The following is a 19655-nucleotide window of genomic DNA, read 5'->3' as shown; positions in this document are numbered from 1 at the left end:
GTACCATTTTGGTATGGCGATGACGGTGCGGCTCCCGGCAGAACTCGATGCACAGCTCGAGGCGATCGCGCGGGCGCGGCACATGTCGAAGCACGCGGTGATCATCGAGGCGGCGACGCGATTTGCGAATGACACGAGCCGCTCGGCTCTCGTGGATTCCGCCGTCGACTTCGTGCTCGACAATGACAAAGCCCTGCTCGAGCGCCTCGAAGACGCATGACCGAGTACCTCACTCTGGCGGACGGCCTTCAGATCGTCGAACGACTCGGCTTCCATGTCCGCGACGCCGGACTGCTCGCTTCGGCTCTCGCTCGACCCTCCGCGTCACTCTTCGGCGACGACGCATACGCGACCATCGACCGAAAAGCTGCCGCTCTCCTCGAATCCTTGGCGCGCAATCACCCGCTCTTCGACGGGAACAAGCGGACGGCGTGGACGAGCCTCGTCGCGTTCCTGTGGATCAACGGATGGAAGCACCGCTTCACCACCGACGACGCATTCGACCTCGTCGTCGGAGTGGCCTCCGGTGCGATCGATCTCGACGAGTCTGAGCGACGTATTCGCGCGAACCGCATTCCCGTGAGCACCGCTCGCAGCTGACTCTCGCCGGCGTCCGTGCGACACTGGTCGGACTATGCGCTTCATCATCCGCGTCGTCGTCAACGCCTTCGCCATCTGGGTCGTCACGCTGATCCCCGCCCTCCAGGTCACGATCAGGGCGTTCCCGCCCGGCGAGACCCTGCAGGTGGTGCTGACGCTGCTGGCGGTGGCCGCGATCTTCGCCATCGTCAACACGATCATCGGCACGGTCGTGAAGATCGTCGCGTTCCCGCTCTACATCATCACGTTCGGCCTGATCGGCTTCCTGATCAACGGATTCCTGCTGTGGCTGACCGCGTGGATCACGAGCGGCTTCGGCTGGGGCCTGACGGTCGGCGACTTCTGGTGGGGCGTGCTCGCCGCGCTCATCATCTCGGTGATCAACGGCATCTTCGGCTTCATCCTGCGCCCGCAGAAGAAGGCCGCCCGCCGCGACTGAACCCGGCGACTGAGCCCGGCGATCACGCCGGAACGTCGAGGCGAAGCGGACTGATCTCGGCGAGGAACTCGAAGTCGCGGTCGCCGTGCAGGAGCGGGATGTCACGGCGAATCGCGACGGCGGCGATCAGGCAGTCGATCATGCTGCGGATCGGGTGGCCGTTGGCCGCCGAGGCTTGGTAGAGCTCTGCCGCGTCTCGGAAGTCGGTGACCGCGTGCAGTGGTGCGAGCGGAAGCCCGTTCGCGAGCGCCTCCACCCTCGAGAGCTCCTGCGGTCGCCGCGCTCCGGCGAGCAGCTCCATGATCACCGGCTCGGTGATCGCGATGTCCGCGCCGGCGGCGATCAGTCCGTCGAGTCGCTCGACGACCGGTGCGTCGACCCCGCGAAGGTAGGCGATCCACGCGGAGGAGTCGACGAGGATCACGCGTCGCCCCACGGCGACGGCGGATCGTCGCGGATCGCATCGAGGTCTCCGCTCCAGCCCGTGCCCTTCAGGCCGAGGAGGAAGTCCTTCGTGAGAGGCACGCCGACGAGCCTGCGGAGGGCGAGATCGACCGCCTCCTTCTTCGTGGAGAGGTCGTACCTGCGCATGACCTCCCGGACGAGTTCTTCGTCGATGTCGATGTTCGTGCGAGCCATACACGCACGGTACACCTCGGATACACCAGCCGTCGCGATCACCGCTTCACCCGCTCGGCATGGAACTCGGTGCGTTCGATCTCGACGGCATCGCCGAGCTCCCGCCAGTACGCGTCGAGCGCCTCGGCACGCGGATCGGACGAGTCGTCCACCATCTGTGCAGTCTCGATGTAGGCCTCGAGCGCGTGCGGCTGCAGCGACAGGTCGTACAGGCCGTCCTGCGGGTCGACTTCGCGTGTCGCGGTGAAACTGTCGGGAGAACCGGTGCCCGTGGCCGATCCTCCCGCAGCGAGCTTCGCGACGACGTCGTCGGAGTGCGAGAGCTGGATGAGAGTCTGGCCGTCACCGAGCGACGACTCCTGCGGGCTTCCCGCCGTCAGCTGCATCGCGACGTCGTAGTCGCTCTCCATCGCGAGGTGCGCCGCGATCATCCCGCCCTGCGAGTAGCCCACGATGTCCACCCGGTCTCCAGGCTCTGCGCCCGCGGCGGCCAGCGCGTCGACGGTCGCCTGATACGACGCCGACCGCTGCCCCTGATAGAGCTCCAGGTTCGACTTCATGTCCCACGGATCCTCTTCGCCACCCTCCCAGGGCACGGAGTTCTGCGTCCCTTTGACGTAGGTGACGTAGCGGGTCGCGCCGTCGGCCATGGTGTACTTCTCGACCGCCACCTGCGCACTCGACGACGGCAGGCGCTTCAATGCACCGGCCACGCCCTTCGGCGCACCGGCCGGGGTCGACGTGGCGGTCGGAGTCACCCGCACGGGATCTGCGGCCCCCGTGAGCCGGGCTCCCGACGGCACCTTCCCGAGCGTGGACGTGAGGCCGGCGAACGCCCCGGCCAGGAGCAGTGACGGCAGCAGTCCGAAGACGCCCATCGGTTCGGGCACGCCTCCGTGGCGTCGCCCCGCCCAGTCGGCAACCAGCCAGTCGGCCATCACTCCGACGCGCGCGTCGCCGTCGAGGAGTCGATGGATACGCGCCCGAAGGGCACTCGCGCCCGCGCGATCCCCCAGGGCGAGAGCTTCGGCCTCCGCCCGAAGCTCCACCACTTCGAATGCGTCCGCCATCAGGAGGGTGCCCGCGCAGGCATCCTCGAGTTCGGCACGCAGCTCTCCGACACGCTCCCCGCTGCGATGCAGCGCACCGATATCGACCTGCGGGGCGGCCTCCGGCGCAGAGGCCAGGAGCGCACCGGCGCGGGCGATCGCGGCCCGAGCCTCCTCGCACTGCGTCGCCACCGTCTGCATCCGGGAACCGACATCGCGCAGCTGCTCGGTGTCGACGGCGATCACCCCGCCGTGCCCGATCTCCAGGCCGCTCATTCCGCTCCTCCGGCGTTCAGCTCCCACTGACGCACGTGGAGATGCCCGATCTCGGCGCCGCAGTCTTCACGCAGTCGCGCCAGCCGCTCATGTAGGGCGCGGAACCCCTCGGACTGCCAATCCGACGCATCGACGAGCGACACCAGCACGGCTCCCGCGTCTTCGAGCAGCGAGATCGCCGAACCGATCTCGCGACTGGTCAGCATCCAGACCCAGCTGGCCTCGGAGGCGATGGCATGATTCTGCGCGATGGAGTACATGGCCCTCAGCCTCTGCGTTCGACGGGTCCGGGCCCGACCGGATTCTCGCGGTCGGTGGAGAGAGGAAACCCGGATCTGGGTGTGCAGAGAGGGCCCGCCTGAGCACCCCGCGCTGTGCAGGATCGTCGGAGGCGGGCAGAATGTATCTGTGACATCCCCGGATCCCTTCCGCGTGATCTTCGTCTGCACGGGGAACATCTGCCGCTCTCCCATGGCCGAGGTCGTCTTCCGCGACCTCGCCGAGCGGCAGGGACTCGGCTCGCGTATCGTCTCGCGCAGCGCCGGCACCGGCGACTGGCATCTGGGCGAGCGCGCCGACGACCGCACGATCGACTCCCTCGCCCGGCGCGGCTACGACGGCTCTCGGCACCGCGCGCGCCAGTTCACCGCCGCGGCCTTCGCCGACAACGACCTCGTGGTCGCGCTCGACCGCACCCACGAGCGCATCCTGCGGGAGTGGGCGCACGACGAGGACGAGGAGGGCAAGGTCACGCTGCTCCTCGCGTTCGACCCGGACGCCTCCACCCATGACGTCCCCGACCCGTACTACGCGGGGGCGGCGATGTTCGATTCGGTGCTCGGTATGATTGAGGCGGCGACTCGGGGCCTGTTCCGCCAGCTCGAACCCGCTCTCCGTCTCCCCCGCTCGCCCCGAACCTTCGGGGCCTCATCAGGAGGACTCCCCTGACTTTCCAGCCTTCGCTCCCGCCGCAGCCCCTGAGCCCTCTCGACGGTCGCTACCGCGGCGCCGTCACCGGTCTCGCCGACTTCCTCTCCGAGGCGGGGCTCAACCGCGCACGGGTCGAGGTCGAGGTGGAGTGGCTGATCGCCCTCACCGACCGCTCGCTGTTCGAGACGACCCCGCTGTCGGATGCCGACAAGGAACGCCTGCGTGCGCTGTACCGCGACTTCGGGCAGGCCGAGATCGACTGGCTCGCCGAGAAGGAAGCCGTCACCCAGCACGACGTGAAGGCCATCGAGTACCTCGTGCGCGACCGCCTCTCGACGCTCGGACTCGACGCCATCTCCGAGCTCACGCACTTCGCCGCCACCAGCGAGGACATCAACTCCGCCTCCTACGCGCTCACCGTGAAGCGCGCCGTGGAGGAGGTCTGGCTGCCGGCCCTCGACACCGTTATCGCGAAGCTCCGCGAACTCGCGGTCGAGCACGCCGATGCCGCGATGCTCTCCCGCACGCACGGCCAGCCCGCGACGCCCTCGACCATGGGCAAGGAGCTCGCGGTCTTCGCATGGCGCCTCGAGCGCGTGCGCGGCCAGATCGCCGCATCCGACTACCTGGCCAAGTTCTCCGGCGCGACCGGCACCTGGTCGGCGCACCTGGCGGCCGACCCCGACGCCGACTGGCCGACCATCGCCCGCGAGTACATCGAGGGCCTCGGACTCGGCTTCAACATCCTCACCACCCAGATCGAGTCGCATGACTGGCAGGTCGAGCTGTACGACCGCGTGCGCCATGCCGGCGGCATCCTGCACAACCTCGCCACCGACATCTGGACCTACATCTCGCTCGGGTACTTCGCGCAGATCCCGGTCGCCGGCGCAACCGGCTCGTCGACGATGCCGCACAAGATCAACCCGATCCGCTTCGAGAACGCCGAGGCGAACCTCGAGATCTCGGGTGCGCTGCTCGCCTCGCTCGGCCAGACCCTGGTCACCAGCCGCCTGCAGCGCGACCTCACCGACTCCACCACGCAGCGCAACATCGGCGTCGCGTTCGGGCACTCGCTGCTCGCCCTCGACAACCTGCGCCGTGGCCTCAATGCGATCTCGCTCTCGCGGGACGTGCTGCTGGCCGACCTCGACGTGAACTGGGAGGTGCTCGCCGAGGCCATCCAGACCGTCATCCGTGCCGAGGTCGTCGCCGGTCGGTCCACGATCACCGACCCGTACGCGCTGCTCAAGGAGCTGACGCGCGGCCACCGGGTGGGCGCCGCCGACCTCGCCGAGTTCGTGCAGGGGCTCGAGATCGGCGATGCCGCGAAGCAGCGCCTCCTCGCGCTGACTCCGGCCACGTACACCGGCATCGCCGAGCGCCTCGCCCGCTAGCGCCAGACCGCTCCAGCGGGCTAGGAGGCGGGCTCGCCGGAGTGGTCCTCGACCTTGTCCTTCGGCATGAAAGCGGCGGCGAGCAGCGTGAGCAGGGCGGTCACGGCGACCGCGACGAACACCCACACCGACGCGTGGATGATCGTGTCGGGGTCATCGGGGCCGGCGCCCTGCGCGATGGCCGCGTTCGAGATCGCCCCGAACACCGCAACTCCCACGGCGCTGCCCGCTGAGCGCGCGAACGCATTCATGCCCGTCACGGCTCCGCGCTCGCCCCACCCCACGGAGGACTGCGCGGCGATCAGGGTCGGCGCGGCGCTCCACCCGAGCCCGAACCCGAGGACGAACGCGATCAGCGACAGCACCCAGGGGTTCGGCCAAGCCGACACCGAGGCGAGGACGATCGCCGCGACCGAGGCGATGCTCATCCCGATGAGTGTGGTGCGACGGAACCCGATGCGCAGATACAGACGCCCCACGTTCGCTGCGGCGATCGGCCACCCGAGCGTCAACGCGGCGACCGCCAGACCCGACAGCAGTGGCGCGATGCCCAACGAGCCCTCGAGGTAGGCGGGGGCGAAGCTGGTGACGCCGATCATGAGCGCGCCCACCCCGAGCGAGACGAGGGTGGTGGTCAGGATCAGCGGCCTCGCCGCGAGGCGGAGGTCGACGATGGGCTCCGCGACGCGGCGTTCGACCATCGCGAAGAGCACGAGAGCCACGATGCCCATCCCGAAACACAGGGCGCTCTGGACGGAGATCCACGCCCAGGCGTTGCCGCCCTCCAGCATCCCGAGGATCAGACCGGTCAACCCGACCGTGAGCAGCACGGCTCCCGCGTAGTCGATCCGGTGCCGTTCGGTCTGCTTCTGCTCCTTGTACTTGAGCTGCAGCATCCAGGCCGCGATCAGACACAGCGGGATGTTGACCCAGAAGATCCAGCGCCACGCGTCGAGCTGAGCGAAGATGCCGCCGAGCGCCGGGCCGACGACGGAGGAGATCGCCCACACACTCGCGATGTACCCCTGCACCTTGGCGCGCTCGGCGACGGTGTAGATGTCTCCGACGATCGTCATGGCCATCGGCGCGACCGCACCCGCGCCGAGCCCCTGGATGATGCGGAAGACGATCAGCGCGGGCATGCTCCACGCCAAGCCGCAGAGGATCGAGCCGAGGAGGAACAGGGCGATGCCGAGCAGGATGATCGGCTTGCGGCCGACCGTGTCGGCGAACCGGGAGTAGATGGGCACGCTCACGGCCTGCGCCAGCAGATACACCGAGAACAACCACGGGAACTGCTGATAGCTGCCGAGATCGCGGACGATGCTGGGCACCGCGGTGGCGAGGATCGTGGCATCGATCGCGATGAGCCCGGTCGCGAGCATCAACGCGCCGAGGATGGGGCCTCTCGGCGACCGGAGTCCGATGGAGGCGCGGTCGACGGAGGCAGTCACTTCAGGGACAAGCCCCGCGGCGCCGGGACTATTCCGACGAGTGCCGCGAAAGGCGCGGCTCCCTCGCCCGTCACGAGGACGACGTGCGGCCGGGCTCGTCGCCCTCCGCCTCGCCCTCGGGCTCCGGGTCGTACAGCACCGGACGGTCGATGGTCTTGGTGACGTCGGCGGGGTCGACCGCGAGGATCAGCATCGCCAGGATCAGCAGCGTGACGATGAACGCCCCGCCGCCGACGACGAGCCCGAGCGCGATCGGCGTAAGCCCGTCGTAGGTGCCGTTCGCGATCGCCGTGTTCACACGCGTGGTGAAAGCGCCGGTGGAGACGAGCGTGACAACCATGGCGAACACGCCGCAGCCCAGCGCGATCAGCAGCAGGTGCAGCGGGCGCAGGATGTCCCGACGGGTGGGCTTCTCGTCGCTCATCGCTCTCCTCCGTGCTCCGCAGGGGCGGTGCTGTCGTTCGATTCGGTGGCCGCGGCGGCGGCATCCACCCGCTTCGGGGTGAGTCCGGCGATGCCGAGGAAGACCGCGACGATCGCCGCATAGCCGCCGAACATGCCAACGCCGAGGATGATGCCGGACAGCACGAACGTGCCGGCCTTCTCGATCGTGTACTCCTGCAGGAATCCGGCCGGGATCAGCAGCAGGACGACGCCCAGCAGCATGCCCAGCGCGCCGACGGTGATCGCGTCGCGCGAGAGCGGATCAGCGGTACGACGCGAGCGGATGCCGGCGAGGATCTCGATGCCGCCGCTCACGATCGCCCAGGAGGACACGACGATGAAGAACAGGTCGTCGGATCGCCAGGCCGGGATGCCGCTCACGCCACCGGCGACGACGCCGAGCGCGGCGAGCAGGATGTACGACCAGCGCGAGCCCGCCGGGAGCACCAGCCAGGCCGCGAGCAGCTGCACGAGCGCGGTGGTGAAGACGAAGCCGCTGAAGACCGAGAGGCCGACGGGAGCGGAGTGGTCCGATGAGAACGTGATCATCAATGCGGCGACGGCGGCGAACAGCGCGCGCAGCAATTGCACGTGGCGCATGGTGAATGCGCGAACAGGGGCAGACATGACGGTCCAGAGTCCTCCGGGGTGTTCCTCCCAGTCTACGCGGGGGCGCGGAGTCGCAGCGCCCGCGGGCGTGCGGAGGAGGATTCGTGAAGCCCGGCTGATCTCCCCAGATCGATTGCCGGGCTTCACGACGTACGCAGCAAGGGGGGCATCACTGCGTCAGGCCGGTCTTCGCAGGGTCGGGCACCCTGCCTGCGATGACGGCCAAGTGACCCCACATGCCCACCCGGTCCCCTGAGGTGCGCGCGTGCGGTCGTATGCTCACTTTAGGGCGGTGGTCTTCACATACCGGACGGGGGCTGTGATGAGTTACGAGTATGACGAACGCAGGTCCGTATCCGATGCCTTCGCGGCGGCCCTGCGCGACGCGATCAACGCGAGACACGTGACACTGTCCTGGCTGCATCAGCAGCTCAACATGCGCGGGAACCGCGTGTCGATGGCCACGCTGAGCTATTGGCGCTCGGGCGCGCGACGCCCGGAAGGTGCGCAGTCGCTCGCCGCGCTGGTCGACATCGAAGACCTCCTCGGGCTCGACGCCGGGGCGCTGCGCCGACACCTCGGCCCCACGAACCGGACAGGTCCCCTCGGACCCAACCAGTTCCCCCTCGACGAGGAGGAACTGGAACGCGCGGTCATGGTCGCCTTCGAGGCGCTGGGCGCGTCGTACCCCGACACCTCGCGCGAGCTGACGACGCACTCCGTGACCGACGTCGACGCCGACGGCAACGTCGCGTACAGCATCACCCGCAGCATCGTGCAGTCCACGATCGGGACGATCACGGCCATCCCGTTCCTCGAGATCACGCCGGGCGTGAGCACACCGGCACCGGTCCTGAGCGCCGTCTCAGGCGGACGCATCACCGCGCGGTACTCGCATCCCGACGGCGAGGTGCACGGAGTGCTCTTCGAACTCGACGTGCCCCTGACCGCACCGGACACGGCGATGGTCGAGTGGTCGGTGACGTATCCGCCCGACTACCCGCCGATGCGGGACACCGGTCACGCCCTGGCGCAGAAGGCCAGAGAGCTGCTGGTGTGGACCCGGTTCCACCCGGATGCCGTGCCGGACTGGTGCGAGGAGCGGGTCGAGACCCCGGAGGGCGTCACCGTGACGGACATACCGCTTACCCGCGGGACGTCGGTGCACCTGGTGCGCCGCGCATTCGGCCCCGGTGCTCTCGGGCTGCACTGGGGGTACGGCACACGGGCGGATCAGCCGGGCTGATCGCCCGTCGCCACCGGCCGACCCGGAGTGTTGGACCACTGGCTCCACGAGCCGGGGAAGACTCGGGCGTCGATGCCGACCTCGTGCAGGACGAGTGCGGTGTGGGCGGCCGTGACGCCGGACCCGCAGTAGGCGGCGACCGGCGTGCCGGGTGTCACCCCGATCTCGGCGAAGGACGCCAGGATCGTCTCGCGGTCGAGGATCCGGCCCGCCGCATCGAAGTGCACGGGTTCGGGGAGGTTACGCGCGCCGGGGATGTGTCCGGCGACCGGGTCGTACGGCTCCGAGTCGCCGCGGTACCGCTCTGCCGCTCGCGCGTCGATCAGCACGCCCGACTGCGGGAATGCGGCGGCCTCGTCGATCGACAGCGCGTCGCCGCCGATCTCGTCGAGCACGACATCGCCCGGCTCGGGCACCACATCATCGGTCGCGACCTCGAAGCCTTCGGCCTGCCAGCCCCGGATGCCGCCGTCGAGCACACGCACATCGACACCGCCCTGGCGCAGCAGCCACCAGGCGCGAGCCGCCGAGATGCCCGTGAAGTCGTCGTAGGCCACGACCGTGTCGCCCGCCCGGACGCCCCAGCGACGGGCCGCGTCCTGGAGGGTGGCGGTCGACGGCAGCGGATGCCGGCCCTCCGATGGTTCGCCGTGAGTGGCGAGCTCCGTGTCCAGCGCGGCGAACACGGCACCGGGGATGTGGCCCGTCAGGTAGTCGTCATGCCCGGCCTCGGGTCGATCCAGCCGCCACCGCACGTCGATCACACGCACGGGCGCGCCTCGGCTCAGCAGGTCGTTCAGCTCGGATGCACTCACGAAGTCGCTCATCCTGCGAGGCTACCGAGTCTGCGGCAGCATCCGGTTCGGGGTCGTCTTCTCCCGTCACGATCCGCGCGACTATGCTCGATCCGGCAACGTCGAGGAAGGGGCAGCGATGCCCTCTCGTCTTCGGTGGATGCGGCTCCGCCCGCAAGAGGCCGCACTCATCGCGATCACCGCGGTGTGGGGCGGCACGTTCCTGCTCGTGCACTGGGCGATGGAGCACTCGGGGCCCTGGTTCTTCGTCGGCATCCGGTTCCTGATCGCGGGACTGATCAGCGTCGTCATCTTCCGCCGCGTGCTGCGCGGCATCCGCTGGCGTGATGTCGGCGCCGGCGTCGCGATCGGCGTCATGATCTACCTCGGCTACGGGCTGCAGACGCTCGGGCTGCAGACCATCGACAGCAGCACCTCTGCCTTCATCACCGCGATGTACGTGCCGCTGGTTCCGTTCGCGCAGTGGGCCGTGTTCCGCAAGCGACCGCCGGCCATGGCCTTCGCGGGTGCCGGGCTGGCGTTCGTGGGGCTGCTGCTGATCGCCGGGCCCGACGCCTTCGCGCTCACCCTCGGCGCCGGCGAGATCGCGACCATGATCAGCACTCTGCCCATCGCGGCCGAGATCATCCTGATCAGCCTGTTCGCCGGGAAGATCGACCTCGGCCGCATCACCGTCATCCAGCTGCTGACCGCCGGAGTGCTGGGGCTGCTCACGATGCCGGTGGTGGGTGAGGGCGTGCCGGAGTTCTCATGGATCTGGGTCGGCTGCGCGGTGGGGCTGGGCGCGGCGAGCTGCCTGATCCAGCTGACCATGAACTGGGCGCAGAAGTCGGTCTCCCCCACCCGCGCGACCATCATCTACGCCGGCGAGCCGGTGTGGGCAGGGGTCATCGGGCGTATCGCCGGCGAGCGCCTGCCCGCGACCGCGCTCATCGGCGGAGCGCTCGTCGTGCTCGGGATCCTCGCGAGCGAGCTGAAGCTCGTGCGGCGGCGAGCCGAGAGCGGCGGCTCGCCGCCGCTCGACGACGTCAGACCGTGAGCAGCACCTTGGTGGCGCGACGCTCGTCCATCGCGCGATATCCCTCGGCGGCATCCTCGAGTGGGAGGGTGAGGTCGAACACCTTGCCGGGGTCGATCTTGCGGTCCCAGATGAGCTGGATCAGCTGGGGCAGGAAGCGCCTCACCGGCGCGGGCCCACCGTGCAGGTGCACGCCGGAGAAGAACAGCTCCTCACCGGGCAGTGCCACGTCGTGCGAGACGCCGACGTAGCCGACATGTCCGCCGGGGCGGGTCGAGCGGATCGCCTGCATCATCGACTCCTGCGTGCCGACCGCCTCGATCACCGAGTGCGCGCCGAGCCCGTTCGTGAGCTCCTTGATACGTGCCACCCCCTCGTCCCCGCGCTCTTCGACGATGTCGGTGGCGCCGAACTCGCGCGCCAGTGCCTGCCGGTCGGCGTGCCGGCTCATCGCGATGATGCGCTCGGCCCCGAGTTCGCGGGCGGCGAGGATGCCCAGCAGTCCCACCGCCCCGTCACCGACGACGGCGACCGTCTTGCCGGGTCCGGCCTCGGCGGCGACCGCCGCGAACCAGCCCGTGCCGAGCACGTCTGATGCCGCGAGCAGCGAGGGGATCAGGTCGGCGTCGGGCTGCCCGGGCGTGACGACGAGCGTGCCGTCGGCGTGCGGGATGAGCGAGTACTCGGCCTGCGTGCCGTACTTCCCCATCGGGACGACGTGCACGCAGCGGGACTGGTAGCCCGCCTGGCAGATCTCGCAGGTGTTGTCCGAGGCCATGAACGAGCCGACCACGAAGTCGCCGACCTTCAGGGTCTGCACCTCGGCGCCGATCTCCTCGACGACGCCGACGTACTCGTGCCCCATCGGGGTGTGATCGACGTCGTCGTCGCCGCGGTACGGCCACAGGTCCGACCCGCAGATGCAGGTCGCGGCGAGCCGGATGACGGCATCCGTCGGCCGGGTGATCGTCGGCTTCTCGCGCTCCTCGACCCGGACGTCGCCGGGGGCGTACATGACTACTCCACGCATTCTTACTGCTCCTTCTGTCGTGTGAATCCAGTCAACGCCGATTCCGCCACGCGTGGGAGGCTCTCTCATGGCACCCCTCGGATCACGGCGGACGGGAATAGTTCGACGGGCCGCGCGTTGCACCCGACATGATTGAAACTTCAACCGTCGCTCCGGTCGCCACGGAGCGCACCCGCGTCCGCGTGCCGCTGCGCTTCGGCGACGGCTTCTCCACCACCGCCGACGTCGTCACCTTCGACGGCCTGATCGACGGCCGCGAGCACCTGCTGCTCGGCCTCGGCGACTGGCGCGCGGCACTCGAGCGCGCGGCCGACGGAGGCGCCGCACCCCTCGTGCGCCCGCACAGCGAGTGCCTGACCGGTGACGTCTTCGGCTCGGAGCGCTGCGACTGCGGCCCCCAGCTCCGCGAGGCCGTGGAGCGCATCGCCGACGAGGGCGGATTCCTGCTCTACCTGCGCCAGGAGGGTCGAGGCATCGGCCTGTACGCCAAGCTCGACGCCTACGCGCTGCAGGACGCCGGACTCGACACGTATGAGGCCAACGTCGCCCTGGGCCACGGTGAAGACGAGCGCGACTACACCGTCGCCGCGCAGATGCTGAACGCGATCGGCGTCGACGGCATCCGTCTGCTGAGCAACAACCCCGACAAGGCCGTGCAGCTCGAAGCCCTCGGCATCCGCGTCACCGAGCGCGTGCCCACCGAGGTGCACCTGTCGGAGGCGAACTCCCGTTACCTGCAGGCCAAGCGCGACCACACCGCGCACACGCTCGACCTGTCGGCGGCGTGACACCGACGTGACACTCGAGGAGGGCACCATGACCGCGGCAGGACAGCATCCGCGTCGACTCGACGACGGAGAGATGGCGACATGGCTTCCCGTCATCCGGTTCGTCCAGCTGCTGCCGCAGGTGCTCGACCGCACCCTGAAGGAAGAGGTCGGGCTCAACCACGCCCGCTACGCCATCCTCGTCACGCTGGCCGGGCAGGGCGAAGGCACCGTGACGATGACGGAGCTCGCGCGCATCGCCGGCCTCAGCCGCTCCCGCCTGAGCCACGCCCTCGACTCGCTCGAGGAGCGCGGCTGGGTGGAGCGCACCTCGTGCAGCTCCGACAAGCGCACGCTCTCGGCCACCCTGACCGCCGAAGGCCGCGAGATGCTGCGCACGGCCGCCCCGGTGCACGTCGAGCAGGTGCGGGAACTGGTGCTCGATCCACTCACGGCGGAGGAACGCGAGCAGCTCGAGGCGATCCTCGGCAAGCTCCTGCCCGGCGTGACCGCGGCGCTGTAGCCCGATCACCCGCGGCGAGGTGCGCGAGTTCCTCTCCTGAACAGGCAGCTGTTCTGCTCTGAGCAGAACAGCTCGAACCCGCCGGATGCCGCGGTTTATCGTGAGGCATGGCCGACCTGATCTCGTTCCCGCGCACCCCTCGCCCCGATCGCCCGAGGTCGGGCGGCCCCGAGCCGCTGTGGCGTCAGATGCTGGGCGACCAGCTGCGTCGCCGCCGACACGAGCGCGAGGAGACCCTCACCGAGACCGCGGAGAAGGCGGGCGTCTCGCCCCAGTACCTCTCCGAGGTCGAGCGGGGGCTGAAGGAGCCGTCGAGCGAGATGATCGCGGCCATCGCCGGCGCACTCGACACGAGCCTGATCGAGCTCACGAGCGCCGTGGCCGATGACCTGCGCTCGGCCGCGGTGCCGGCATCCGCTGCCGTGTCGGTGTCGGTGTCGCGCGGCTCCTTCGCCCTCGCCGCCTGACTCACAGCCCCCGCGGTCCGAGCACCGTGTCGATGAGCCCGTAGTCCAGGGCCGCGGATGCCGTGAACACCCGGTCGCGGTCGGTGTCGGCGCGGAGCTCCGCAACCGTGCGCCCGCTGTGCCTCGCGAGGATCTCCTCCATGTCTGACCGCACCCGCACCACCTCGTCGGCCGCGAGGATCAAGTCCGGGATCGCACCGCGCGACTGGCCGGCCGGCTGATGCAGGACGATGCGGGCGTGCGCGAGCGCGGCGCGCTGGCCCTCCGCACCCGCGGCGACGAGCAGCGCAGCGGGACCGATCGCCTGTCCGACGCAGGTCGTCGCGATCGCCGGACGGATGTGCTGCATGGTGTCGTAGATCGCCAGGGCCGCGCCGGGGTCGCCGCCCTCGCTGTTGATGTAGAACTGGATGCCGCTCTCCGGACTGTCCGCGTCGAGGTGCAGCAGCTGCGCGATGAGGGCGTTCGCGACACCGGCATCGATGCCCGTTCCGAGATAGATGACGCGTTCTGCGAGCAGGTGGGAGTAGACGTCCATGATGCGCTCCCCCCGCGGATGCTGCGCGATGACGTTGGGGATCGAGTAGGTGCTCATGCGGTCACCCCCAGCCCGACGCGCGCGCGTTGCCGCGGCATCACCTCGGCGATCGAGGCCACGATCCCGTCGATGAAGCCGTAGTCCTGCGCCTGGGTCGCGGTGTACCAGCGGTCGTGCAGCGAGTCCTCGAAGATGCGCTCGTGCGGCTGCCCCGTGTCGGCGGAGATGAGGCCCAGCACCGTGTCGCGCATGTGCCGCAGGTCGTCGGCCTGCGTCTCGATCTCGCCCGCGGAGCCCCCGATGCCGGCCGAGCCCTGATGCATGAGGATGCGCGCGTGCGGCAGCGCCCGCCGCTTGCCCGGGGTGCCCGCGGAGAGCAGGAACTGCCCCGCGCTGCAGGCGAGCCCGAGGGCGAGGGTCGCCACGTCATTGGGAATGAGCCGCATGATGTCGCGGATCGCGAGCATCGACGGCACCGAGCCCCCGGGTGAGTGGATCCAGAGGGCGATGTCGGCGACGGGATCCTCGGCCGACAGGGCGAGCAGCTGCGTCATCAGCAGCGTGCCGTTGTCGTCGTCGAGCGCACCGTCGAGCACGAGCACGCGCTCGTGGAACAGTGCGCGCCGGGCCTCAGGGCCGAACTGCGGGATGGAGGGGTTGCCTTCGCTCATGCCCCCAGCATCCGTCGCCGTTTCGCGCGTGCGGCCGGATTCTGCCGTGAGCGGCTCTGCCCTGAGCAGATGCGTCCTGACGCCGTCTCAGCGCAAGCCGTCTTCGCAGTTGCTGCCCGCGCGCGCCTCCCACCACAGCGCGTACTCGTCCCCCTCCCCCGCATCGATCAGCCACGGGGGAAACCTGACGTACTTCTCCTTCGCGAGGCTCCAGGATGCGTCCGCCCGTGTCGACTCGGGGTCGTCTGCGGGCAGATCATCCTCGGTCGTCCAGTGCTCGGCCGGATGGCTCTTCGCCCATTCGTAGATCTCCTGGCCGGTTTGCGACCAGTCGCGGGAGTTCATGCTCTCGGCGATGTCGGCGGGCATCGGCAGCCGGTCCGGAGTGCTGTAGTCGTACGTGCAGGAGTATTTCTGCCCGTCATCGGCGACGTAGCTCAGCGAGATCGTCACGTTCGTCGTCAAACCGGGCTTCGAATCCAGGATCGCCAGCGCGACGATGACGAGGGCGACGAGGGAACCCGCCACGATCCCGATGACCCACCATGCGCGGCGACGCGGCCGAGTCGATCCTGCGGGCGCGTGACCAGCCACGAACAGATCCTTCCCCGATTGCGGACGGGCGAGGGGCCTCTTCCCGGGACACAACCGCATCGCATCCTCGTCGGGAAACTCCCCCGCATTCCATCGTGCCCGTTCCGGATGCGACGCGCCAATCGCGGTGGATCGCAGCGCATGCGGGTGCGCCCTGAGCGGATGCCGGTGGGGCGGCACCCGCTCAGGGCAGGGGGATGGGTGGGGTGGGGGTCAGGCGGCCAGCGCCAGGGATCGACGGTGGCTGACGCGGTGGCCGACCCAGAAGCCGATCGCGACGAGTCCGGCCAACGCGATGCCGAGGATCCAGGGCAGGATCGACGGCGCGGCTCCGGCCGTCGCGGTGGCGAGCGTCCCGGATCCTTCCGCGATCAGGCCGTTGCCCTCGGCGAGGTCGGCGGCTCCGGCTTCGAGCTTGTCGCCACCCGCGGCGAGGTCTCCCGACCCCTGCGCCACGGCATCGGCTCCGACGGCCAGCTTTCCGATGCCCGCGTCGAGATCACCGGCTCCGGACTGCAGCGTGCCCATACCGGTGGCCAGCGTGGTCGCGCCGTCGTTCAGCCGGGTCGCACCGGCGCTGAGGTTCGAGGTTCCGGCGTACAGCGAGGAGGCTCCGGAAGAGAGCGTCTGCAGTCCCGAGGCCAGCTTGGTGGCACCCGCCGAGAGCTGTGCGGTGCCGGACTTCAGGGTCTGCGCCCCGGCGGCGAGGGCGGGGGCCGCCTGGGGGGCGACGAGGGCGACGGTCCCGGGCCACCCCTGCGTGGGATCACCGTTCACGATCGCCCCGACACCGGCCGTGACGCGCGTCGCACCGTCTGCGGCGCCGACGAGTCCCTGTGCGAGCGCCGGGGCCGCCGCCGTCGGTGCGGCCATCGCATCGACTTCCTTGTCGACGCCCGCGGCGAGCGCGGCGAGCGCCTGCAGCTTCGGGTTGGTCGGGTCGGCGGCGAGCAGACCGGCCAGGCCGTCGGCGAGCTGCTGCGAATGCCCGGGCGCGGTGGCTGCGAGGCCCTGGAGGGCAGTCTTCGTGTCGGGGTGGGCGAGGGTGCGCACCGAGGGGGTCACGCCGGCGGTCAACGTGTCGCTCAGGGTGGTCGCACCGGCGAGCACGGCGTTCGTGTATCGATGCGCACCGTCGACCCCAGCCGCGAGCTTCGCTGCTCCCGTCGCGACGGTCTGCGCTCCGGCATCCGCCTTCGCCATCTTCGACGCGAGCTCCTGGGCTCCGGTGAACGCGGTCTGCGCTCCCCCGCTGACCCTGCCCGCGCCGTCCACGGCCGAGGCCGCGCCTGTGGCGAGACTTCCGGCGCCCTCCGCGAGAGTCGTCGCGCCGGTCGCCGCCTTCGTGGCCCCGTCGCTCACCTTCTGCGAGCCGTCCTGCGCGCTGGCCGCGCCGGACGCGAGGTCGTCGCTGCCTTCCGCGAGCTGATCGGCGCCGTCCGAGAGGTCGGCGGCACCCGCCGCGAGCTCGGACGAACCGCTCTTCGCCGACGTGGTCCCGTCGGCGAGTTCGGAGGCGCCGGCGGCGATCTTGTTCGTCACCACGAAGAACAGGATCACCATCGTGGCCAACAGCAGGCTGAGCACGATCACGGCGATGCGCATGCCGTTGCCGTGCGCGTGGGGTTTCGTACTCGTCATCGAGGACTCCCGGGGGTCAGTGGCGTCGTTGCCACGGGCGACTGTATGGGCGGGCCGGTACGCAACCCACGGATTTGCCGTTCGAAACCAAGTCCCAGAGTGGCTGAGACTCAGTTTCTTGTGGCGAGTCCACAAAGCGGTCCCTCGGCTCCTGTCGCTCCCCGGAAAACGGGCCGTAACATCGCGGACTCACGACGCACCTAGCCTCGGGACCATGGCGAAGCAGAAGACACCCGCGAACGAGAAGCCACCGGCGTGGTCGGAAGACGGACTCAACTTCCGCACCCGCAAGTGGGTGCGCCCCGAAGATCTCAACGCGAACGGCTCGCTGTTCGGCGGCAGCCTGCTGAAGTGGATCGACGAGGAGGCGGCGATCTACGCGATCGTGCAGCTCGGCAACTACCGCGCCGTCACCAAGCACATCTCGGAGATCAACTTCGAGGCGTCGGCGGTGCAGGGCGACCTGATCGAGATCGGCCTGCAGGCCACGCATTTCGGCACGACGTCATTGACGATGCGCGCGGTCGCCCGCAACATGATCACGCGCAGGCGCATCCTCACGATCGAGAAGATCGTGTTCGTCAGCCTCGACGAAGACGGGGTGCCGACGCCGCACGGCTACCGCGAGATCACCTACGACCGCGACCGGATGCCCACCGAGCGCATCGCGACCGGGACGATCCGGCTTCCCTCACTCTGAGCGGCGACGGCCGCGAACGCCTGAGACAGATCGGCGATCAGATCGTCGACGTCTTCGAGGCCGATCGACAGACGCAGCACATCGGCGGCAGGACGTGCCTCGGGCGGCACCGGGCGGTGCGTGAGCGCGGCCGGATGCTGGATCAGCGAGTCGACCCCGCCGAGCGAGACCGCATGCGTGAACAGCGTCGTCGCCGTCGTGACGGCGGATGCCGCGGCGAACCCGCCCCGCATCCGCATCGCGATCATCGCGCCCGTGCCGCGCATCTGCCGCTCGAGGATGCCGCGCGGGTCTCCGTCGAGCCCCGGATAGAAGACCTCGGCGACCTCGGGACGATCGATCAGCCACTGCACCACCCGCCGCGCGCTCTCCTGCTGGTGCCGCACCCGCACCGGCAGGGTGGTGAGACCGCGGTGCAGCAGGTACGCCCCGAGCGGATGCAGGAGCCCCCCGGTCACCGCCCGCACGCGGCGCAGCGCCTCCGCGGTCTCTTCGCTGCAGGCGACGACTCCGGCGATGACATCGCCGTGGCCGCCGAGGTATTTGGTCGCGCTGTGCAGTGACATCGCGGCGCCCAGGTCGATCGGGTTCTGCAGGATCGGGGTCGCGAACGTGTTGTCGACCACGACCGGCACGGAACCCGCCTGGCGCACCACGTCGGCGATGTCGGCGATGTCGAGCGTGGGGTTCGCGGGGGTCTCGACGACCACGAGCCCGGTGTCGGACCGCATGGACGCGGCCACCTCGTCGGGGTGGCAGTACGTCGTCTCGACGCCGAGCAGACCGGACCCGAGCAGGTGGTCGGTGCCACCGTAGAGCGGACGCACCGCGACGACGTGGCGCGCACCTGTCGCGCCGGTGTGCGCGAGGATCACGGCCGTCATCGCGGCCATGCCCGAGGCGAAGGCCACCGCGGCCTCGGCATGCTCGAGCTCGGCGAGCGCCTCTTCGAAGCGGGCGACCGTCGGGTTCCACAGCCGCGCGTAGACCATGCTGCCGTCGGCGGGCGGCCGGCCTCCCGTGGCCATGGCCTCGTAGGAGTCGCCTCCGCGCTCGATGTCGGGCAGCGGGTTCGTGGTCGACAGGTCGATCGGCAGCGCGTGGACCCCGAGACCCTCTAGATCGGAGCGCCCGCTGTGGACGGCGACGGTGTCGGGATGCAGCGGTGCAGTCATGCCTCCACGTTGCCGGAATCACGAGGAATCCGCAGGAACTCGACAGAGGCCGCCAGAAAATTGCCTCTGAACGCTATTCTGTGCAGCATCCGGCATCCGAAAGGCGAGCACCTTGGCGAAAGCGCAACTCGACGAGATCGACCTCGAACTGCTGGCGGTCCTCACCCGTGACGCCGAGACGACCAACAAGGCCCTGGCGCATCGACTCGGCCTCGCCGAGTCGACGTGTGCGCACCGCGTGCGGGCGCTGCGCGAGCGGGGCGTGATCCGCGACACCCGCATCCGCATCGACGGGGCGGCCCTCGGCTTCCCCCTGCAGGCGATCATCAAGGTGCGCCTCGCCAATCACACCGGCGCCAAGGTGACCGCGCTGTTCGACGCACTCGCGAGCGTCCCGCGGGTGCTGCAGGTCTTCCATGTGGCAGGAGTCGACGACTTCCTGGTGCACGTGGCGGTGCAGGACGCGACCGCCCTCCGCGACATCGTGTTGGAGCACATCACGGTGCACCCGGTCGTGCGCGGCACCGAGACCCAGCTCGTGTTCGAGCTGCGCGACGGTCCGGGCGTCCTGCCGCGGTGACCCCGGGATCCGGGTGACCTGCGCGAAGATGGAACGCACGTCCGCACCGGAGC

Annotated in this window: 26 protein-coding genes; 12 read left to right on the top strand and 14 right to left on the bottom strand. The window is 69.6% G+C overall.

Translation table 11 applies throughout. The annotated features are described in order from the left end of the window. Positions 1-13: 13 nt before the first annotated feature. Genes ACIOTO_RS08290 through ACIOTO_RS08280 form a run of 3 tightly spaced genes read left to right on the top strand, consistent with a single transcriptional unit; the run spans position 14 to position 1039 of the window. Complete coding sequence (locus ACIOTO_RS08290) at positions 14-220, top strand: ribbon-helix-helix protein, CopG family (protein ID WP_400857397.1); 207 nt, start codon at positions 14-16, stop codon at positions 218-220. Further along, positions 217-600, top strand: coding sequence for a type II toxin-antitoxin system death-on-curing family toxin (locus tag ACIOTO_RS08285; protein WP_105711712.1), 384 nt, complete (start codon positions 217-219; stop codon positions 598-600). Before ACIOTO_RS08290 ends, ACIOTO_RS08285 begins: the two co-directional genes overlap by 4 nt. A gap of 34 nt (positions 601-634) precedes the next feature. Further along, positions 635-1039, top strand: coding sequence for a phage holin family protein (locus tag ACIOTO_RS08280; RefSeq protein WP_029264370.1), 405 nt, complete (start codon positions 635-637; stop codon positions 1037-1039). 22 nt (positions 1040-1061) lie between these two features. Here ACIOTO_RS08280 and ACIOTO_RS08275 read toward each other — a convergent pair whose 3' ends face one another. From ACIOTO_RS08275 to ACIOTO_RS08260, 4 genes are read right to left on the bottom strand one after another with little or no spacing between them, the layout of a single operon-like run. Next, on the bottom strand, positions 1062-1463 hold the full coding sequence (locus ACIOTO_RS08275) for a PIN domain nuclease (RefSeq protein ID WP_400857395.1): 402 nt from the start codon (positions 1461-1463) through the stop codon (positions 1062-1064). Then, positions 1460-1678 carry a type II toxin-antitoxin system VapB family antitoxin gene (locus ACIOTO_RS08270; protein ID WP_167381565.1) on the bottom strand — a complete coding sequence of 73 codons (219 nt, stop codon included), beginning with the start codon at positions 1676-1678 and terminating at the stop codon, positions 1460-1462. Before ACIOTO_RS08270 ends, ACIOTO_RS08275 begins: the two co-directional genes overlap by 4 nt. Before the next feature lie 38 nt (positions 1679-1716). Beyond that, positions 1717-3003, bottom strand: a complete 1287-nt coding sequence (locus tag ACIOTO_RS08265) for a hypothetical protein (protein ID WP_400857393.1) — start codon at positions 3001-3003, stop codon at positions 1717-1719. Next, positions 3000-3263 (bottom strand): hypothetical protein, encoded by a 264-nt coding sequence (locus ACIOTO_RS08260; RefSeq protein WP_400857391.1) that lies wholly within the window; start codon positions 3261-3263, stop codon positions 3000-3002. Before ACIOTO_RS08260 ends, ACIOTO_RS08265 begins: the two co-directional genes overlap by 4 nt. A gap of 148 nt (positions 3264-3411) precedes the next feature. Between ACIOTO_RS08260 and ACIOTO_RS08255 the strand changes: the two genes are divergently transcribed. Further along, positions 3412-3951 carry a low molecular weight protein-tyrosine-phosphatase gene (locus ACIOTO_RS08255; protein ID WP_029264367.1) on the top strand — a complete coding sequence of 180 codons (540 nt, stop codon included), beginning with the start codon at positions 3412-3414 and terminating at the stop codon, positions 3949-3951. Continuing rightward, a complete protein-coding gene (gene purB, locus ACIOTO_RS08250) occupies positions 3948-5330 on the top strand; it encodes an adenylosuccinate lyase (RefSeq protein WP_400858078.1) in 1383 nt (460 codons plus the stop codon). Before ACIOTO_RS08255 ends, purB begins: the two co-directional genes overlap by 4 nt. Positions 5331-5350: 20 nt before the next feature. Here the strand turns inward: purB and ACIOTO_RS08245 are convergent, their stop codons facing one another. From ACIOTO_RS08245 to ACIOTO_RS08235, 3 genes are all read right to left on the bottom strand, one after another. After that, entirely contained in the window at positions 5351-6784 is a 1434-nt protein-coding gene (locus tag ACIOTO_RS08245; protein WP_400857389.1) for an MDR family MFS transporter, read from the bottom strand. Between the two features lie 70 nt (positions 6785-6854). Further along, positions 6855-7208 (bottom strand): hypothetical protein, encoded by a 354-nt coding sequence (locus ACIOTO_RS08240; RefSeq protein ID WP_029264364.1) that lies wholly within the window; start codon positions 7206-7208, stop codon positions 6855-6857. Further along, positions 7205-7855: an acyl-CoA synthetase gene (locus tag ACIOTO_RS08235; protein ID WP_400857388.1), complete on the bottom strand. Its 651-nt coding sequence runs from the start codon at positions 7853-7855 to the stop codon at positions 7205-7207. The genes ACIOTO_RS08240 and ACIOTO_RS08235 overlap by 4 nt, the downstream gene beginning before the upstream one ends. 304 nt (positions 7856-8159) lie before the next feature. Between ACIOTO_RS08235 and ACIOTO_RS08230 the strand changes: the two genes are divergently transcribed. Further along, a complete protein-coding gene (locus tag ACIOTO_RS08230; RefSeq protein ID WP_400857387.1) occupies positions 8160-9083 on the top strand; it encodes a hypothetical protein in 924 nt (307 codons plus the stop codon). On the opposite strand, the gene ACIOTO_RS08225 is transcribed toward ACIOTO_RS08230, so the two are convergent. Further along, positions 9071-9910, bottom strand: a complete 840-nt coding sequence (locus ACIOTO_RS08225; RefSeq protein WP_400857386.1) for a sulfurtransferase — start codon at positions 9908-9910, stop codon at positions 9071-9073. The two genes, ACIOTO_RS08230 and ACIOTO_RS08225, sit on opposite strands and share 13 nt — an antisense overlap. A 106-nt stretch (positions 9911-10016) precedes the next feature. Between ACIOTO_RS08225 and ACIOTO_RS08220 the strand changes: the two genes are divergently transcribed. Then, complete coding sequence (locus ACIOTO_RS08220; protein WP_400857385.1) at positions 10017-10937, top strand: DMT family transporter; 921 nt, start codon at positions 10017-10019, stop codon at positions 10935-10937. On the opposite strand, the gene ACIOTO_RS08215 is transcribed toward ACIOTO_RS08220, so the two are convergent. After that, entirely contained in the window at positions 10927-11946 is a 1020-nt protein-coding gene (locus tag ACIOTO_RS08215) for a zinc-dependent alcohol dehydrogenase family protein (protein ID WP_400857384.1), read from the bottom strand. The two genes, ACIOTO_RS08220 and ACIOTO_RS08215, sit on opposite strands and share 11 nt — an antisense overlap. Before the next feature lie 128 nt (positions 11947-12074). Here ACIOTO_RS08215 and ribA point away from each other — a divergent pair, with 128 nt between their 5' ends. From ribA to ACIOTO_RS08200, 3 genes are all read left to right on the top strand, one after another. Continuing rightward, positions 12075-12734, top strand: a complete 660-nt coding sequence (gene ribA / locus ACIOTO_RS08210) for a GTP cyclohydrolase II (protein ID WP_400857383.1) — start codon at positions 12075-12077, stop codon at positions 12732-12734. Positions 12735-12762: 28 nt separating this feature from the next. Next, positions 12763-13236 carry a MarR family winged helix-turn-helix transcriptional regulator gene (locus ACIOTO_RS08205; RefSeq protein ID WP_400857382.1) on the top strand — a complete coding sequence of 158 codons (474 nt, stop codon included), beginning with the start codon at positions 12763-12765 and terminating at the stop codon, positions 13234-13236. Positions 13237-13343: 107 nt separating this feature from the next. Beyond that, entirely contained in the window at positions 13344-13703 is a 360-nt protein-coding gene (locus ACIOTO_RS08200; RefSeq protein WP_400857380.1) for a helix-turn-helix domain-containing protein, read from the top strand. Between the two features lies 1 nt (position 13704). Here ACIOTO_RS08200 and ACIOTO_RS08195 read toward each other — a convergent pair whose 3' ends face one another. The 4 genes from ACIOTO_RS08195 to ACIOTO_RS08180 all read right to left on the bottom strand — a co-directional run bounded on the left by ACIOTO_RS08195 (position 13705) and on the right by ACIOTO_RS08180 (position 17147). Continuing rightward, positions 13705-14298, bottom strand: coding sequence for a ClpP family protease (locus ACIOTO_RS08195; protein ID WP_262002064.1), 594 nt, complete (start codon positions 14296-14298; stop codon positions 13705-13707). After that, positions 14295-14912, bottom strand: a complete 618-nt coding sequence (locus ACIOTO_RS08190; RefSeq protein WP_400857379.1) for a ClpP family protease — start codon at positions 14910-14912, stop codon at positions 14295-14297. The genes ACIOTO_RS08195 and ACIOTO_RS08190 overlap by 4 nt, the downstream gene beginning before the upstream one ends. An 87-nt stretch (positions 14913-14999) precedes the next feature. Beyond that, positions 15000-15506 (bottom strand): hypothetical protein, encoded by a 507-nt coding sequence (locus ACIOTO_RS08185; protein WP_400857378.1) that lies wholly within the window; start codon positions 15504-15506, stop codon positions 15000-15002. A gap of 213 nt (positions 15507-15719) precedes the next feature. Beyond that, positions 15720-17147, bottom strand: coding sequence for a hypothetical protein (locus tag ACIOTO_RS08180; protein WP_400857377.1), 1428 nt, complete (start codon positions 17145-17147; stop codon positions 15720-15722). Between the two features lie 214 nt (positions 17148-17361). Between ACIOTO_RS08180 and ACIOTO_RS08175 the strand changes: the two genes are divergently transcribed. Then, on the top strand, positions 17362-17847 hold the full coding sequence (locus ACIOTO_RS08175; RefSeq protein WP_400857376.1) for an acyl-CoA thioesterase: 486 nt from the start codon (positions 17362-17364) through the stop codon (positions 17845-17847). On the opposite strand, the gene ACIOTO_RS08170 is transcribed toward ACIOTO_RS08175, so the two are convergent. Further along, a complete protein-coding gene (locus ACIOTO_RS08170) occupies positions 17781-19022 on the bottom strand; it encodes a PLP-dependent aspartate aminotransferase family protein (protein WP_258134234.1) in 1242 nt (413 codons plus the stop codon). The genes ACIOTO_RS08175 and ACIOTO_RS08170 overlap by 67 nt on opposite strands. 112 nt (positions 19023-19134) lie before the next feature. On the opposite strand from ACIOTO_RS08170, the gene ACIOTO_RS08165 reads away from it, so the two are divergent. Further along, positions 19135-19602, top strand: a complete 468-nt coding sequence (locus ACIOTO_RS08165; protein ID WP_029264346.1) for an Lrp/AsnC family transcriptional regulator — start codon at positions 19135-19137, stop codon at positions 19600-19602. Positions 19603-19655 lie beyond the last annotated feature (53 nt).

It is taken from the genome of Microbacterium sp. NPDC087592, from assembly GCF_044743585.1.
Classification (GTDB): Bacteria; Actinomycetota; Actinomycetes; order Actinomycetales; family Microbacteriaceae; genus Microbacterium.
This window is presented reverse-complemented; position numbering and strand designations above follow the sequence as displayed.

Coding starts and splice junctions, on each gene's coding strand:
- ACIOTO_RS08290 (WP_400857397.1), top strand. CDS start 14: ATGGCGATGACGGTGCGGCTCCCGGCAGAACTCGATGCACAGCTCGAG.
- ACIOTO_RS08285 (WP_105711712.1), top strand. CDS start 217: ATGACCGAGTACCTCACTCTGGCGGACGGCCTTCAGATCGTCGAACGA.
- ACIOTO_RS08280 (WP_029264370.1), top strand. CDS start 635: ATGCGCTTCATCATCCGCGTCGTCGTCAACGCCTTCGCCATCTGGGTC.
- ACIOTO_RS08270 (WP_167381565.1), bottom strand. CDS start 1,678: ATGGCTCGCACGAACATCGACATCGACGAAGAACTCGTCCGGGAGGTC.
- ACIOTO_RS08265 (WP_400857393.1), bottom strand. CDS start 3,003: ATGAGCGGCCTGGAGATCGGGCACGGCGGGGTGATCGCCGTCGACACC.
- ACIOTO_RS08260 (WP_400857391.1), bottom strand. CDS start 3,263: ATGTACTCCATCGCGCAGAATCATGCCATCGCCTCCGAGGCCAGCTGG.
- ACIOTO_RS08240 (WP_029264364.1), bottom strand. CDS start 7,208: ATGAGCGACGAGAAGCCCACCCGTCGGGACATCCTGCGCCCGCTGCAC.
- ACIOTO_RS08235 (WP_400857388.1), bottom strand. CDS start 7,855: ATGTCTGCCCCTGTTCGCGCATTCACCATGCGCCACGTGCAATTGCTG.
- ACIOTO_RS08230 (WP_400857387.1), top strand. CDS start 8,160: ATGAGTTACGAGTATGACGAACGCAGGTCCGTATCCGATGCCTTCGCG.
- ACIOTO_RS08225 (WP_400857386.1), bottom strand. CDS start 9,910: ATGAGCGACTTCGTGAGTGCATCCGAGCTGAACGACCTGCTGAGCCGA.
- ACIOTO_RS08220 (WP_400857385.1), top strand. CDS start 10,017: ATGCCCTCTCGTCTTCGGTGGATGCGGCTCCGCCCGCAAGAGGCCGCA.
- ACIOTO_RS08215 (WP_400857384.1), bottom strand. CDS start 11,946: ATGCGTGGAGTAGTCATGTACGCCCCCGGCGACGTCCGGGTCGAGGAG.
- ribA (WP_400857383.1), top strand. CDS start 12,075: ATGATTGAAACTTCAACCGTCGCTCCGGTCGCCACGGAGCGCACCCGC.
- ACIOTO_RS08205 (WP_400857382.1), top strand. CDS start 12,763: ATGACCGCGGCAGGACAGCATCCGCGTCGACTCGACGACGGAGAGATG.
- ACIOTO_RS08200 (WP_400857380.1), top strand. CDS start 13,344: ATGGCCGACCTGATCTCGTTCCCGCGCACCCCTCGCCCCGATCGCCCG.
- ACIOTO_RS08195 (WP_262002064.1), bottom strand. CDS start 14,298: ATGAGCACCTACTCGATCCCCAACGTCATCGCGCAGCATCCGCGGGGG.
- ACIOTO_RS08190 (WP_400857379.1), bottom strand. CDS start 14,912: ATGAGCGAAGGCAACCCCTCCATCCCGCAGTTCGGCCCTGAGGCCCGG.
- ACIOTO_RS08180 (WP_400857377.1), bottom strand. CDS start 17,147: ATGACGAGTACGAAACCCCACGCGCACGGCAACGGCATGCGCATCGCC.
- ACIOTO_RS08175 (WP_400857376.1), top strand. CDS start 17,362: ATGGCGAAGCAGAAGACACCCGCGAACGAGAAGCCACCGGCGTGGTCG.
- ACIOTO_RS08170 (WP_258134234.1), bottom strand. CDS start 19,022: ATGACTGCACCGCTGCATCCCGACACCGTCGCCGTCCACAGCGGGCGC.